A 14,657-nucleotide genomic window follows, 5' to 3' on the forward strand; every position below is an offset into this window, starting at 1 on the left:
GACGGCTCGGTACTGGCCACGGCGTCGAATCCGGTGGTAGGTTCAGGACCACGGCGCAGGTTTAGCGATAAACCTTACCGGTCGGCATCGGTGCGGATGCTCCCCGAGGGCCTGCGTCGCCCCGAGCCCGCCAACGAGGGCGGGCTCCCGACAGGAAGCAGACACCAGTGCGTCTCATCCTCGAGCACGCTGCACCCCATCCGCCGCGAGCGCGCACCACCCGCACGACCGCACCTCCCGGGCACCGCGGCCGACGCCGTCGCCCAGCACCCCGACACCTCGCCCGTGCGCTCGCCGCGCTGACGACGAGCGCGCTCGTCGCGACGCTGGTCGGCGCCGTCGTCGCGCCCGCGAGCGCCGCGACCACCCGCTACGAGGCGGAGGCGGCGACGCTGTCCGGCGGAGCGGTCGTGTCGACCGAGCACGCGGGGTACACCGGCAACGGCTTCGTCGGCGGGTACACCGACGGCAACAAGGGAGCCGCCGCGACCGCGTTCGCCGTCACGGCGAGCGCCGCGGGGACCCACACGCTCACGCTGCGCTACGCCAACGGCACGACCGCGCCGAAGACCCTGAGCCTCGTCCTCGACGGGGGTGCCCCGCACCAGGTGACGCTCCCCGCGACCGCGGGCTGGGGCGCCTGGGGCACGGTCTCGACGAGCGTCGAGCTGACCGCCGGGAGCCATTCCGTCGCGTACCGGTTCGCCTCGTCCGACTCGGGCAACGTCAACCTCGACCACCTCGACGTGACGCCGGCCTCGCCCGGCTCCGGGCCCGGGACGGGGCCGCTGTTCGAGGCGGAGCAGGCGGCGCTCGCGGGCGGCGCGGTCGTGTCCACCGAGCACGCCGGGTACACCGGGAGCGGGTTCGTCGGCGGCTTCACCGACGCGAACCGGGGCTCGGCGACGGTGACGTTCGCCGTCGCGACGCCGTCCGCCGGTTCGTACGACCTCGCCCTGGGCTACGCGAACGGCACCGGCTCGCCGCGCACGTTCTCCGTGCGGGTCGACGGCGGGGCGACGCAGCAGGTCACGCTCGCCCCGACGTCGGGCTGGGCGACGTGGGGCACCGTCACCACGCGCGTGACCCTCGCCGCCGGGAACCACACGATCTCGTACTCCTACGGCACCGCCGACAACGGCAACGCCAACCTCGACAGCCTGACCGTGACGGCGGCGGAGACGGACCCCGAGGAACCGGAGCCGCCCGCCGGCGGACCGGGAGAGGCGGAGTCCGCCTACCTCGCGGGCGGCGCGACGTCGTCGACCGCGATCGCGGGCTACGCCGGCACGGGGTACGCGACCGGTTTCACGGCCACCGGCGCGCGCGTCGTCCGGACGCTCGCCGCGGCGTCGGCCGGCGCGCAGACGCTCACCGTCCGCTTCGCGAACACCTCGGGGTCCGCGCGGACGCTCGGGCTCGTCGTGAACGGCCGGTCCGAGGGGACGATCGCCCTGTCGTCCGGTTCCGGGTGGCGCACGGCGAACGCCCAGGTCCCGCTGCGCGCGGGCGTCAACACCGTCGCCCTCCGCGCGACGACGTCGGGCGCGGACGTCGCGGTCGACAGCCTCGTCACGACCGGCGAGACCGCGCTCGCGGCACGCGGCGCCACGACCCCGTACACCCAGTACGAGGCCGAGGCAGGCTCGTCGAACGGCACCGCGCTCGCGGCGTCGCGCACCTACGGGACCGTCCAGGCGGAGTCGAGCGGGCGCCGCGCGGTGCGGCTCGACGCGACGGGCGAGCACATCAGCATCACCCTGACGAAGCCCGCGAGCGGGCTCGTGCTGCGCTACTCCCTCCCCGACGCCCCGGCGGGCGGCGGGCTCACGTCGCCGCTCGGCGTCTACGCGAACGGCAGCAAGGTCACCGACGCGACGCTCACCTCGAAGCACGCGTGGGTGTACGGCGAGTACCCGTTCCACGACGACCCCTCGCTCGGCAGCCCGCACCGCTACTACGACGAGCTGCGCGTCCCGATCGGCGACCGCCCGGCCGGCACGGTGATCATGCTGCGCAAGGACACGGCGACGGTCCCGTACATCGACGTCGACCTCGTCGAGGCGGAGGTCGTCCCCGCGGCGCTCACGGCGCCCGCGGGCGCGGTGTCGATCACGTCGCACGGCGCGACGTCGGGCGGCGGCGACGACACCGCCGCGATCCGGGCCGCCGTCGTCGCGGCGAAGAGCGCCGGGGTCCCCGTGTGGATCCCGGCGGGGACGTTCCACGTGAACGACGCCGTCCAGGTCCAGGGCGTCACCGTGCTCGGCGCCGGTCCGTGGCACTCGGTGCTCCAGGGCACCGGCTCGAAGGGTGGCTTCTACGGCACGGGCGGCGGCGTCACCATCGCCGACCTCGCGATCTTCGGGGACGCGACCGTCCGGGACGACGCGAACTCGCAGGCCGCGATCGAGGGCGACTTCGCGAACGACACGCTGATCCAGAACGTCTGGGTCCAGCACACCAAGGTCGCGCTGTGGGTGCGGCCGGGGTCGAAGGACGTGCTCGCCGTCGGGCTGCGCGTGCGCGACACCTACGCGGACGGCGTGAACTTCCGCACCAACGTGTCGAACTCGCGCGTCGTGCAGTCCACGTTCCGCAACACCGGCGACGACAGCCTGGCCATGTGGTCCGACGGCGGCCCGGTGACGAACTGCGTGTTCGCGTTCAACACCGTGCAGGCCCCGGCGCTCGCCAACGGCCTCGCGGTGTACGGCGGGACGGGCAATCGGGTCGAGGACAACGTCGTGGCGGACACGGTGAACGCCGCCGCCGGCATCGCGATCAGCACGCGCTTCGGGGTGCCGTTCAGCGGGACGACCACGGTCCAGCGCAACACGCTCGTCCGGACCGGGAGCCGTGAGCCCAACTGGCCCGCCGAGCTCGGCGCGCTGTGGATCTATGCGGACGTGCACGCGATCGACGCCCCGATCGTCGTCCGGGACGTCGAGATCGTCGACAGCACCTACGCGGGCGTCCTCATGTCGTGGCAGAAGTCGATCCAGCAGGTCAGCCTCGACCGCGTGAGCATCACCGGGTCGGGGACGTACGGCATCGAGATCCACGCGACGGGCAGCGCGTCGTTCGCGAACACCACGGTGTCGGGTTCGGGTTCCGGCGGCTTGCTCAACGACATGGGCTTCACGCTCGACCGAGGGAGCGGCAACTCAGGCTTCTGACCCGACCCGCGATGCGCGCGCGCTCGACCACGACACGGCGCGCGGTCGAGCACGACATGGCGGTCGTTATCCGTGCGATAACGACCGCCATGTCGTGTTCGGCGGGTTGCCGGGCGGCGGGTCAGCGGCGCAGGGTCAGCGCGAGGGTCGCGCCGACCGCGAGGTGCTCGACGGCGAGGAGCGCCACCGCCCCGGGGGTCACCGCTCCGAGGGGGCCGAGGAGGGAGACGAGCAGCACGACGGCGCACGTCACGAGCCAGGCGCGCTCGCCCCGGCGGGGGCGACGGGCTGACAGCCGGCCGAGCAGGACGCGCACGCCCCACGCGGCGTACCCGACGACGAGCGCCGTGACGACCGCGGCCACGACGCCGACGGTCTGGGTCCCGGTCGCGGTACGTACCTCCGGATCGACGCCGAGCGCCGTCCCGACGAGCAGCACCACGGCGGCGACCACCGCCGCGACGAGCGGGACGGACCAGCGCGGGATGCGCCGTCGGGCCGGGACGACCTCGGTCCCGGGCCGCGCGCCCGGGGCGGCGGACTCCGACGAGGCGGGGTGGCGGGGGACGTTCGAGGTTCCGTGCGAAGCGCTGTCGGAGGTGCCGTTCGAGGTGGTCGGCGTCGTGGGCATGGGACTTCTCCTTCGTCACGCGACGAGGGCCGCGTGCTCACGCGGCCGGGGCCGCGGCCGGCGGGGTGCCGGCGTCCCCCACGCTCGCGCTGGCGCGGCCTCGGCCGCACCGGCCGGACGTCGACGCCCGTCCCGACCGCCGTCGGTCCCCGACCCTCCCGGCGGACCGCGACCCCCGACCTTGGTCGGTGGTCGCCCGCCACGGCGCCCCCTAGCGTCCGGAGCATGACCGCACCGACCGACTGCCCTCCGCTCGCCGGACGCCCCGTCCTCGCGACGGCCGCCGCCCGCCGTGACGGGAACCGCCCGCTCGTCCCCTGGTGGACGTTCGCCGTCGCGTGGCTCGCCGTCGCCGCGCTCACCGTGCTCGCGACGGCCGGGATCGTCGACCAGGACGACGCCGGCGCGCAGCCCGCGATCGACGTCACCGTCGCGGTGCTGGCCCTCGCGGCCCTCCCCCTCCTGTGGTCGCGGTCCCCGCGTAACGCCCCCGTGCTCGGCGCCCTGGTGCTCGCGTCGCTCTCCGCGTACTCCGGCGCGGCGACCCCCGCCTCGACCGTCGCGACCCTCCAGGTCGCGCGCTGGTACCCGGCGCGCACGGCGGTCCCGGTCGCAGTCGCCGGGTTCGTCGGCCACGCCGTGCAGGCGCTGTGGCGGCCGCAGGCGCTGCCGCTCGGCTGGTGGCTCCTGTGCGACCTCGCGGTGCACGCCGCCCTGCTCGGCTGGGGCATGTACTGGCAGGCGCGGGCCCAGCTGATGTGGTCCCTGCGCGACCGCGCCCGGCGCGCCGAGCGCGAGCAGGAGCGCCGCGTCGTCGAGGCACGGGTCGCGGAGCGCACGCGGATCGCCCGCGAGATGCACGACACCCTCGCCCATCGGCTCTCGCTCCTCGCCGCGACGGCCGGCGCGCTCGAGTACCGCCCCGACGCCGACCCGGCGCAGCTCGCTCGCGCCGCGGGCCTGGTCCGGGCCGGGGTGAGCGCCGCGCTCGGCGACCTGCGCGACGTCGTCCGGGTGCTGCGCGCCGACCCCGAGGACGTCGAGGGCGCCCTCGCACCCCAGCCCACGCTCGACGACGTCGACCGCCTCGTCGCCGAGGCGCGCGAGGCGGGCGGCGACGTCGCCTACGAGCGGTCGGGCTCGGCGGACGTGCCACGGACCGTCGAGGTCGCGGCCTTCCGCGTCGCGCAGGAGGGGCTGACGAACGCCCGCCGGCACGCGCCCGGCAGCCCCGTCGTCCTGCGCGTCGCGGCACGGGCGGGCGAGGTGCGCGTCACGGTGTCCGACGCCGGTCCGCGCCTCGTCGCGGTCGGCGGCGCCGTCGGCGGGGCCGTCGCCGAGGGGACGGGCACCGGGCTCGTCGGGCTGCGCGAGCGCGTCGCCCTGCTCGGCGGGACCCTCGACGCCGGGGCGCGGGACGACGGGTTCGTCCTCGATGTCCGGCTACCGTGGGACGCGTGAGCGACCAGGGTGGGCGCGGGGACGGGCCGCGTGCGAGCGATCGGCACGACGACGGAGCGGTCCCGCGGGACGCGCCGCGGACCCGGCTCGTGATCGTCGACGACGACGCGCTCGTCCGCGCGGGGCTGCGGCTCATGCTCGACGGCGCCCACGGCATCGAGGTGGTCGGCGAGGCCGCGGACGGGTCCGAGGTCGCGACCGTTCTCGACGCGCACCCGACCGACGTCGTGCTCATGGACCTGCGCATGCCGCGGGTCGACGGGATCGAGGCCACGCGACGGGTCCGGTCACGGGCGGGCGCACCCGCCGTCGTCGTGCTCACGACGTTCGACAGCGACGAGGAGGTCGTCGGGGCCCTGCACGCCGGGGCGGCCGGCTACCTGCTCAAGGACATGCCGCCCGAGAGGATCGTGGCGGCGGTCCGCGCGGCGGCCGCGGGCGAGCCGGTGCTGTCTCCGGAGATCGCGCGGCGCCTCATGACGTCGGTCGCGGACGCGGGCGGCGAGCGCGACCGCGCCCGGGCGGCGCTCGGCACGCTCACCGGCCGGGAGCGGGACGTCGCCGTCGAGCTGGGCCGCGGCGCGGCGAACGCGGAGATCGCGGCAGCCCTGTTCCTCAGCGTCCCGACGGTCAAGGCCCACGTGTCGAACGTGCTGCTCAAGCTCGGCCTGGAGAACCGGACGCAGGTCGCGCTGCTCGTCCACGCCGCCGGCCTGGACTGACCGTCAGTCGCCGGGCCACTCCCCGGTCCAGCGCTCGAACGCCCGCGCGCCGCCGCGGTCGATCAGCGCCTTCACCGCGGCGAAGATCGCGCCCTGGATCAGCGACGCGACGAGGATCTCGCGCAGCGAGTACTCGGACTCGAGCGGCTTGGGCGCGTCCGAGCGGTGCCCGGGGGTGACGCGCTTGTACACCTGCTTGAACACCTGGCCCGCGACCAGCCCGCCCACGATCGAGCTGGCGAGCCCCACGGGGCGGTAGAGGATCTTCGCGGCCTTGCCGCCGGTCTTCTCCGGGGGATGCGTCCCCGCCGTCACGTCGTCGCTCATCACACGACGCTAGGACGGCTGCGGCTCTCTCGCCCGTCGCACGACCCGCGAGCACCGTCTGTGAGCGCCGTCTGCGGCCGTCAGGCCGGGACGACGGCGCACCCCGCCGGGTCGACCACGACCCGCACGCGGCCGCCCGGCGCCGGACCTGCCGCGTCGTCACCTGCCGCACCGGCCGCGAGCGCCACGAGCCGGGCGGACGCGCCGCCGCCGGTCCCGGGGAGGTCGACGTCCACCGTGACCTCGACCGCGCCACGGCGGAACACGCTACCGACGACCGTCGCGTCCCACGTGCCGTCCGCCGAGGCGTCCCCGGTCGCCGGGGCGAGGCGCAGCCCGCGCGGGCCGATCGCGAGCACGCTCGCGGCACCACGCGGGACGAACGCCTGGTACCCGAGGAACTCGGCGACCCGGCGCGAGGTCGGCGCACGCCACAGGTCCTCCGGCGGCGCGACCTGGAGGAGCCGGCCGGCGTCCATGACGGCGACGCGGTCGGCGACCGTGAACGCCTCGTCGTGGTCGTGGGTGACGAAGACGGCCGTCGTCCCGGTGGCCCGCAGCGCCTCGCGCAGGTCGAGCGCGAGGCGCTCGCGCAGCCCGCGGTCGAGCGCGGACAGCGGCTCGTCGAGCAGGAGCAGCCGGGGCCGCGGCGCGAGCGACCGCGCGAGCGCGACGCGCTGGCGCTCTCCCCCGCTGAGCGTCGCGACCGCGCGCCGCTCGTACCCGGCGAGCCCGACGACGTCGAGCAGCTCGGCCACGCGAGCGTCACGCTCGGCGCGGGGCAGCCCCGCGATCCCGTAGGCGACGTTGCCCGCGACGTCGCGGTGCGGGAAGAGCTGGCCCTCCTGGAACATGAGCCCGAACCCACGGCGGTGCACGGGGACGCCCGCGAGGTCGCGCCCGTCCCAGGACACCGACCCCGAGGCGACGGGCTCGAGCCCCGCGACGGCGCGCAGCAGGCTCGACTTGCCGCAGCCGCTCGGCCCGAGCAGGGCGAGCACCTCGCCGGGCGCGACGTCGAGCGTGACGCCCGCGACCGCCGTCGTGCCGGGGTCCGTGCGCGCACCCCCGCCATAGCGCACGACGACGTCGCGCACCGCGATCCCGGCGTCCTCCCCGGGCACGGGGTCCGGTACCGCGTCGGGCGCGGCGTCGGGGCGCGACGGCTCCGGCGAGCCCGCGCGCGCCGGGGCGGGGTCGGTCTGCACCATCAGAACTCTCCTCCGGGTCGGTCGCCGCGCAACCGCTCGGCGAGCAGCATGACGGTCGCGGTGAGCAGCGCGAGCACGACGCTCGCCGCGAGCGCCATGCCGTAGTTCTCGGCCCCCGGGCGCCCGATGAGCCGGAAGATCACGACCGGCAGCGTGGCGCTGTCCGGACGGGCGAGGAACGACGTCGCGCCGAACTCTCCGAGCGAGACCGCGAACGCGAACCCGACGGCGAGGCCGAGCGAGCGGGCGGCGATCGGGCCGTCGACCGTGCGGAACACGCGCCCGGGCGCGGCGCCGAGCGTCGCGGCGGCCTCGCGCAGGCGCGGGTCGATCGCGCGCAGCGTCGGCAGGACCGTCCGCACGACGAGCGGGATCGCGACGACCGCCTGTGCGATCGGCACGAGCAGGGCGGACGTGCGCAGGTCGACGTCGAGGCCGAGCGGCCGGTCGAGCGTGAGGAGGAAGCCGAAGCCGACCGTCACGGCGGAGACCCCGAGCGGGAGCATGAAGACGGAGTCGAGCACCGAGATCGCCCGCCGTCCGCTGCGCGACCGCGGGCGCCGCGACACCACGAGCGCGACGAGCCCGCCGATCACGACGGCGAGCACGGTCGCGAGCGCCGCCGTCCGCAGCGAGTTGCCCGCCGCCTCCCACACGGTGACGGACAGCGCGTTGCGCCCGCCCGTGGTGCCGAGGTTCGCGTAGTTGTCGAGCCCCCAGCCGACGCCCGGGACGCGGAACGAGCGCACGACGAGCGTGCCGAGCGGCAGCCCGACGAGCACGACGACCACGGCCGCGGTGAGCGCCGCGGGCGCGAGGTCGCCCGTCGGGCGGCCGTCGCGCCACAGGCGCAGCGGGTGCGCGGACGACGCGGAGGACGACAGGTTCAGGGCGCGCTCGCGCCGGGCCCGCGTGCGGTTCGCGACCGTGAGCGCCGCCGCGACGACCACGAGCTGCACGACCGACAGCACCGCCGCGGTGCGCAGGTCGAGGAACTGCGTGGTCTGGATCCAGATCTCCGTCTCGATCGTCCCGTAGCGGATGCCGCCGAGCACGAGCACGACGCCGAACGCCGTCGCGCAGAACAGGAAGACGATCGACGCGGCGCTCGCGACGGCGGGCGTCAGCGCCGGGAGCGTCACGGTGCGGAACGCGCGCCACGGCGTCGCGCCGAGGGCGCGCGCCGCCTGCTCGGCGCGCGGGTCGAGGTGCTCCCAGAGCCCGCCGACCGTGCGCACCACGACCGAGTAGTTGAAGAACACGAGCGCGACGACGATCGCGGCGAACGTCTCGTCGAGCCGCAGGAACCCGAGCGGGCCGCCCTGCACGAGGAGCGACCGGAACGCGACGCCGACGACGACGGTCGGGAGCACGAACGGCACGGTGACGAGCGCGCGCACGACCCGCCGCCCGGGGAACCGGCACCGGTACAGCACGTAGGCGCCGGGCACGCCGAGCAGCAGCGAGAACGCCGTGCCGAGCACGGCCTGCCACAGCGTCAGCCCGAGGATGCGCCACGTCCGGGGCTGGGAGAAGACCTCCGCGAACCCGGACAGGTCCAGGCCGCCGTCGTCCCCGACGAACCCGCGCGCCACGAGCGTGATCACCGGCCACGCGAAGAACACCCCGAGGAACAGCAGCGGCACCGCCGCCGCGATCCCCCACAGCACCCCGCGGCCGACGCCACCCCGCCAGACCGCCCGGCCCCTCACCACGGCTCGACCTCGCGCGACCACGGCTCTACCTCGCGAGGGAGAGCCGTGGTCGCTCGGGGACCGGGCGTCAGTCGACGACCGTCGCCGTCCATGCCTTGATCCACTCGTCGCGGTGCGCCGACACGTCCTCGGGCGCGACCTCGAAGGGCTCGGCGGCGAGCGGGGCGAACTCGGCCCAGCCGTCGGGGAGCGCGACGGAGTCGTCCGCGGGGTACATGTACATCTGCCCCGGCACGTCGGCCTGGAACGCCTCGCTCACGAGGAAGTCGACGAGCTGCTGCGCGCCCTCGGGGTTCTTCGCGTTCGCGAGCACGCCCGCGTACTCGACCTGGCGGAAGCACGTGTCGAGCAGCGCGCCGGTCGTGGACGCGGAGCCGTCCTCGGTGAGCGTGAACGCGGGCGACGTCGAGTACGACAGCACGAGCGGGCGCGGCCCGGCGCCCTCGGAGCCGGAGAAGTCGACGTAGTAGGCGTCCGACCACCCGTCGACGACCTTCACGCCGTTGGCACGGAGCTCCGCCCAGTAGTCCTCCCAGCCGTCCTCGCCGAACGCGCCGACGGTCGCGAGGAGGAACGCGAGACCGGGCGACGACGTCGCCGGGTTGGTCACGACGAGCAGGTCCTCGTACTCCGGCTTCGCGAGGTCCTCGAGCGAGACGGGCTCCGGGATCCCGGCGTCGGCGAACCACGCGTGGTCGACGTTGACGCAGACGTCGCCGAGGTCGACCGCCGTGAGCTCGTCGCCGTCGCCGACGGCGTACGGGGCCGCCGAGTCGGACAGGCCCTCCGGCGTGTAGGGCGCGAGCACGCCCTCGTCGATCGCGCGGGACGCGAACGTGTTGTCGATCCCGAACACGACGTCGCCCAGCGGCGAGTCCTTCGTGAGGACCAGCTGGTTGACGAGCGCGCCGCCGTCGCCGGGGGCGACCTGCTCGACGGTGAGCCCGCTCTCCTCCTCGAACGCGGCGAGCACCTCGTCGCTCACGGCGAAGGAGTCGTGGGTCACGAGGGTGACGGTCCCGCCCGTGCCCGACGACGCGTCGTCGCCTCCCGCGGTGTCGCCGCCGCCGCACGCGGCGAGGGCGAGGAGGGCGAGGGTCGTCCCCGCGCCGGTGACGAGGGACCGGGCCCGGCGGGTGCGGGCGGTCGTGCGCTGCATGTGTCCTCCCAGGACGTTCAGGAGGGGTCCACCGACCCGCACGGCCCGTGCTCGCGCGAGCGCGGGAGACCGCACGAGCAGGTGATCGAGATTCCCGACTTCCTCCACCGGTGCTAACCGGATCAGGTTCGAGGGTCTGCGGTGGTCCGCACTCTCAGCTCCTCCAGGAGCTCCCCTGTCGTTCACGTCGAGCCTACACCGGGCCGCCCCTCGGGAATCCCCCTGAGAGAACCCTGAGAGCGGCCCCGCGGCGACCGGGGGAAGGGTCCGGGCCGGTCCCCGATGCCCGGGGGCGCGCCCCCGCGGGAGGGTCGTGACGACCGGCCCGGGATCCCCGGCCGACGACGCAGGAGGAGAAGGACCGATGAGCAGCAGACCTGGGACGACGGGTGCGACGACGACCGTCGCCGCGTCCGCGGAGCACGCCACGGGAGCCGCAGGAGCCTCGGGAACCACGCCGGAGCGTCCCGTGATCGCGACCGCGCGGGGCCTCGTGAAGACCTACGGGCGCGGCGAGGCCGCGGTCCGCGCCCTGGACGGCGTCGACGTCGACCTCGAGCGGGGACGCCTGACCGCGATCATGGGCCCGTCCGGGTCGGGCAAGTCGACCCTCATGCACTGCCTCGCCGGACTGGACTCGCCTACGGCGGGGACCGTCGTCGTGGACGGCGAGACCGTCTCGGCGATGAGCGAGCGGCACCTGACGCGGCTGCGGCGCACGCGCATCGGCTTCGTCTTCCAGTCGTTCAACCTCGTCCCGACGCTCACCGCGGAGGAGAACATCGTGCTGCCGCTCGCGATCGCGCGGCGGCCCGTGGACCGGGAGTGGTTCGAGCGCGTGGTCGACGCCGTCGGGCTGCGCCCGCGGCTCGGGCACCGCCCGGCGGAGCTCTCGGGCGGGCAGCAGCAGCGCGTCGCGTGCGCGCGGGCGCTCGTGTCCCGGCCGGCCGTCGTGTTCGCGGACGAGCCGACGGGCAACCTCGACTCGCGCGCCGCCGCGGAGGTGCTCGGCTTCCTGCGCGCCTCGGTGGACGACCTCGGCCAGTCCGTCGCCATGGTCACGCACGACCCGACGGCGGCGTCGTACGCGCACCGCGTCCTGTTCCTCGCCGACGGCCGCCTCATGACCGAGCTGCGCGACCCCACGCCGCAGGCCGTCCTCGACACGCTCGGTGCTCTCACACCCGCGGCGCCCGCGGGCGCGCACGCCGCCCCGGCCGTGCCCGCACCGGCGGCCGTCCGATGATGGGCCGGATCGCGCTGCGCGGCGTGCGCGCGCACGGCGCGCAGCTCGTGCTGTCCGTCCTTGCGGTGACGATCGGCGTCGCGTTCGTCACCGGCACGTTCGCGCTGCGCGCGATGCTCGCGTCGACGTTCGACGGCATCGTCGCGTCGTCGATCCAGGCCGACGCGTACGTGCGCGGCGGGACCGCCGCCGGGTCCGCGCTCGAGTCGTCGTCCGCGCAGCTCGGCGGGGCCCGCAGCCTCGTCCCGGCGGACCTGGCCGGCACGCTCGACGCGCGCGACGACGTCGACCTCGCGCTCGCGGAGGTGAGCGGCCCGGCCGTCCTCGTGGGCGCCGACGGCACCGCCGTGCTCAGCACGCAGGCGCCGAGCATGGCCGTCGGCTACGACCCCCGCGACCCCGGGCCGCGCGTCGTGGAGGGCCGCGCACCGGAGGGCGCCGACGAGGTCGCGCTCGAGTCCGCGACGCTCGAGGCGTCGGGGCTCGCCGTGGGCGACACGACCGACGTCGTGCTCGGCGACGAGGTGCGGCCCGTGCGGGTCGTCGGCGAGCTCTCGCTGTCCGCGCCCATGGCGGGCGCGACCATCGTCCTGCTCGACGCCGAGACGGCCGCCGCCACGTACGCGCCGGACGGCGTCGTGCCGTCGATCGCCCTGTACGCCGCCGACGGCGTCTCCCCCGAGGCGCTGCGCGACGCCGTGGCGACGGCGCTCCCCGACGGTGCCGAGGCCGTGACGGGTGGCGACCTGCGCGACGAGACGAGCAGCGCCATCGCCGACCAGCTCGGCTTCGTCTCGACGTTCCTGCTCGTGTTCGCCGCGCTCGCCCTGTTCGTCGGCACGTTCATCATCACCAACACGTTCGCGATGCACGTGCGCCGCCGCACACGCGAGCTCGCGCTGCTGCGCGCCGTCGGGGCGTCGCCGGCCCAGGTGTTCGCGTCCGTGCTGGGGCAGGCCGCGGTCGTGGGGGTCGTCGGTGCGGTGCTGGGCGTCGCCGCCGGGTTCGGGCTCGCCGAGCTCGCCCGGGCCGGGCTCGGCGCGGTGGGCATGGAGCTCGCCGGGTCGCTGCCCGTGACGACCGCCGGGATCGTGGTCCCCCTCGTCGTCGGGGTCGTGGTGTCCGTCGTCGCGGCGGCCCTGCCCGCGCGGCACGCGGCGCTCGTCCGGCCCGTCGAGGCCATGCGGGCCGACGTCGTGCGTCCCGCCGGTCCAGGGGTCGCCCGGGTGGTCACGGGGACGCTGACCCTGCTCGCCGGCACCGGGCTCGTGGTGGGCGCTGCGGCGGTCGGCAGCGGCGGGGCGCCGCTCCTCGGCCTCGGCGCGGTCGGGGTGATCGCGGGCGTGCTGCTGCTCTCCCCGCTCGCGGTCGGCCCCGTGCTGGGCGTCCTCGCCGCGCCGTTCGTCGCGCTGGTCCGGCCCCTCGGCGGCCTCGCGCGCGGCAACGTCACGCGCCAGCCGCGGCGCGCGGCCGCGACCGCGGGTGCGCTCGTCGTCGGCATGGCGCTCGTGTCGACGACGTCGGTCCTCGCGCTCTCGGCACGCGAGTCCGTGACCGGCATCGTCGACGAGGAGACGGCCGCGGACCTCGTCGTCCGGTCCGCGACCCCGTACCTCCCGGAGGGCGTCGCGGCCGACGTCCGCGCCGTGCCCGGCGTCGCGTCCGCCGACCTCACGACGTACGGGCAGGTCGCCGTCGACGACGAGCCACAGCTCGTCGTCGGGTTCCCCGCCGAGGGCTTCGGCCGCTCGGTCCGCACGACGGCGGTCGAGGGCGACCTCGGCGCGTACGCCCGCGGGGAGGCGGCCGTCATGGAGGACGCGCTCGACGAGCACGGCTGGGCGCTCGGCGACGTCGTGACGATCGTCGACCCCACCCGGCCCGACCTCCCGACGCAGGACGTCCGCATCGGCGCGGTGATCGACTCCCACGCGTTCTCCGTCGACATGCTCCTGCCGCCGGACGTCGCCTCCGCCGTCGGCGCGACGACACCCGAGATGCTGTTCCTCGACATCGAACCGGGCGCCGACCTCGCAGCCGTGCGGAGCGCCGTGACAGACGCCGTCGCGCCCTACGTCGTCGCGAGCGTGCTCGACGCCGACGAGTTCGCCGGGGAGGTCGCGTCGCAGGTCGAGTCGATCCTCGCGATCGTCTACGCGCTGCTCGGACTGTCCGTGCTCGTCGCCGTCCTCGGGATCGTCAACACGCTGGCCCTGTCGGTCGTCGAACGGACGCGCGAGATCGGGCTCCTTCGCGCCGTCGGGCTGGGGCGTGCCCAGCTCGCCACGACGATCGCCATCGAGTCGGTGCTCGTCGCGGTGTTCGGGACGGCGGTCGGGCTGGTCGTGGGGACGGGCCTGGCCGCTGCGCTCCCGTCCGTCCTCGCGGACGAGGGCTTCACGACCCTCGCGGTGCCCTGGGCCCAGCTCGGCGCGATGCTCGCGCTCGCCGCCGTCGTCGGGGTCGTCGCGGCGGCCTGGCCCGCGACGCGCGCGGCCCGGCTGCGCGTGCTCGACGCGGTGAGCCAGGAGTGACGGATCCCCTCGCCCGCCCGATGCGCGCCGGGCGGGCGAGGGGTCGTCGGTTCGCACTACGGTGGGAGCACGCCCGCGCCGACCGGCGCCCCGACTCACGGAGGACCCTCGTGGCCGACACGAACGAGACCGAGCAGACCCTGGCCCTGAAGGTCGGGACCGTCGCCCTCACCTTCGCCGCGGGCTGGGCCGCGCAGAAGCTCGTCACGTTCGTCTGGGCGAAGGTCACCGGCCACGACGCCCCGAAGGACCTCGACGACGACGAGGTCGGCATCGTCTCCGCCGTCACGTTCGCCGCCGTCGCCGCCGGCGTCGGCGTCCTCGCGCGCCGGTTCGCCGGCAAGGAGGCCAAGCGGTTCGTCTCCCGCCTCGCGTCGCGCGCGTCGTAGCCCACCGCTCGAGCCCGGGTCGTTCCTCACGATCGTCACGACGAGGGGGGAACGACCCCGGGTTCGGGAGCGCACCGGTACCC

General features: G+C 75.6%; 11 protein-coding genes and 1 riboswitch. Of the genes, 6 read left to right on the forward strand and 5 right to left on the reverse strand.

Annotated features, from left to right (window positions below):
• The first annotated feature begins 167 nt into the window (after positions 1–167).
• Positions 168–3,179 carry a carbohydrate-binding protein gene (locus FB00_RS14575; RefSeq protein ID WP_052877700.1) on the forward strand — a complete coding sequence of 1,004 codons (3,012 nt, stop codon included), beginning with the start codon at positions 168–170 and terminating at the stop codon, positions 3,177–3,179.
• 121 nt (positions 3,180–3,300) lie between these two features.
• Here the strand turns inward: FB00_RS14575 and FB00_RS14580 are convergent, their stop codons facing one another.
• Complete coding sequence (locus FB00_RS14580) at positions 3,301–3,810, reverse strand: DUF6069 family protein (protein ID WP_231581869.1); 510 nt, start codon at positions 3,808–3,810, stop codon at positions 3,301–3,303.
• 225 nt (positions 3,811–4,035) lie between these two features.
• Between FB00_RS14580 and FB00_RS14585 the strand changes: the two genes are divergently transcribed.
• Together FB00_RS14585 and FB00_RS14590 are read left to right on the forward strand one after the other, a co-directional pair.
• Complete coding sequence (locus FB00_RS14585) at positions 4,036–5,271, forward strand: sensor histidine kinase (protein ID WP_082141345.1); 1,236 nt, start codon at positions 4,036–4,038, stop codon at positions 5,269–5,271.
• Positions 5,272–5,360: 89 nt separating this feature from the next.
• Positions 5,361–5,993 carry a response regulator transcription factor gene (locus tag FB00_RS14590; RefSeq protein ID WP_047233683.1) on the forward strand — a complete coding sequence of 211 codons (633 nt, stop codon included), beginning with the start codon at positions 5,361–5,363 and terminating at the stop codon, positions 5,991–5,993.
• Positions 5,994–5,996: 3 nt separating this feature from the next.
• Here the strand turns inward: FB00_RS14590 and FB00_RS14595 are convergent, their stop codons facing one another.
• The 4 genes from FB00_RS14595 to FB00_RS14610 all read right to left on the reverse strand — a co-directional run bounded on the left by FB00_RS14595 (position 5,997) and on the right by FB00_RS14610 (position 10,405).
• Positions 5,997–6,320 carry a DUF4235 domain-containing protein gene (locus FB00_RS14595; protein WP_047233654.1) on the reverse strand — a complete coding sequence of 108 codons (324 nt, stop codon included), beginning with the start codon at positions 6,318–6,320 and terminating at the stop codon, positions 5,997–5,999.
• 80 nt (positions 6,321–6,400) lie between these two features.
• Positions 6,401–7,531 carry an ABC transporter ATP-binding protein gene (locus tag FB00_RS14600; protein WP_082141346.1) on the reverse strand — a complete coding sequence of 377 codons (1,131 nt, stop codon included), beginning with the start codon at positions 7,529–7,531 and terminating at the stop codon, positions 6,401–6,403.
• Positions 7,531–9,246: an ABC transporter permease gene (locus FB00_RS14605; protein WP_047233655.1), complete on the reverse strand. Its 1,716-nt coding sequence runs from the start codon at positions 9,244–9,246 to the stop codon at positions 7,531–7,533. Before FB00_RS14605 ends, FB00_RS14600 begins: the two co-directional genes overlap by 1 nt.
• 67 nt (positions 9,247–9,313) lie before the next feature.
• The gene (locus tag FB00_RS14610) at positions 9,314–10,405 is read right to left on the reverse strand and encodes a thiamine ABC transporter substrate-binding protein (protein WP_047233656.1); all 1,092 of its coding nucleotides are present in this window, start codon (positions 10,403–10,405) and stop codon (positions 9,314–9,316) included.
• Positions 10,406–10,487: 82 nt separating this feature from the next.
• Positions 10,488–10,592, reverse strand: a riboswitch (TPP riboswitch).
• Between the two features lie 177 nt (positions 10,593–10,769).
• On the opposite strand from FB00_RS14610, the gene FB00_RS14615 reads away from it, so the two are divergent.
• From FB00_RS14615 to FB00_RS14625, 3 genes are all read left to right on the forward strand, one after another.
• A complete protein-coding gene (locus tag FB00_RS14615; protein ID WP_082141348.1) occupies positions 10,770–11,651 on the forward strand; it encodes an ABC transporter ATP-binding protein in 882 nt (293 codons plus the stop codon).
• On the forward strand, positions 11,651–14,185 hold the full coding sequence (locus FB00_RS14620) for an ABC transporter permease (protein WP_047233658.1): 2,535 nt from the start codon (positions 11,651–11,653) through the stop codon (positions 14,183–14,185). The genes FB00_RS14615 and FB00_RS14620 overlap by 1 nt, the downstream gene beginning before the upstream one ends.
• A 110-nt stretch (positions 14,186–14,295) precedes the next feature.
• Entirely contained in the window at positions 14,296–14,574 is a 279-nt protein-coding gene (locus tag FB00_RS14625; protein ID WP_052877701.1) for a DUF4235 domain-containing protein, read from the forward strand.
• The last annotated feature ends 83 nt before the right edge of the window (positions 14,575–14,657 follow it).

Origin of the sequence: Cellulosimicrobium funkei (assembly GCF_001019615.1) — a bacterium.
Taxonomy (GTDB): domain Bacteria; phylum Actinomycetota; class Actinomycetes; order Actinomycetales; family Cellulomonadaceae; genus Cellulosimicrobium; species Cellulosimicrobium cellulans_E.

What these genes read in the sequence shown, in the direction of transcription:
- FB00_RS14610 (WP_047233656.1), bottom strand. Translation starts at nt 10,405, where the DNA reads ATGCAGCGCACGACCGCCCGCACCCGCCGGGCCCGGTCCCTCGTCACC.
- FB00_RS14620 (WP_047233658.1), top strand. Translation starts at nt 11,651, where the DNA reads ATGGGCCGGATCGCGCTGCGCGGCGTGCGCGCGCACGGCGCGCAGCTC.
- FB00_RS14585 (WP_082141345.1), top strand. Translation starts at nt 4,036, where the DNA reads ATGACCGCACCGACCGACTGCCCTCCGCTCGCCGGACGCCCCGTCCTC.
- FB00_RS14595 (WP_047233654.1), bottom strand. Translation starts at nt 6,320, where the DNA reads ATGAGCGACGACGTGACGGCGGGGACGCATCCCCCGGAGAAGACCGGC.
- FB00_RS14615 (WP_082141348.1), top strand. Translation starts at nt 10,770, where the DNA reads ATGAGCAGCAGACCTGGGACGACGGGTGCGACGACGACCGTCGCCGCG.
- FB00_RS14600 (WP_082141346.1), bottom strand. Translation starts at nt 7,531, where the DNA reads ATGGTGCAGACCGACCCCGCCCCGGCGCGCGCGGGCTCGCCGGAGCCG.
- FB00_RS14580 (WP_231581869.1), bottom strand. Translation starts at nt 3,810, where the DNA reads ATGCCCACGACGCCGACCACCTCGAACGGCACCTCCGACAGCGCTTCG.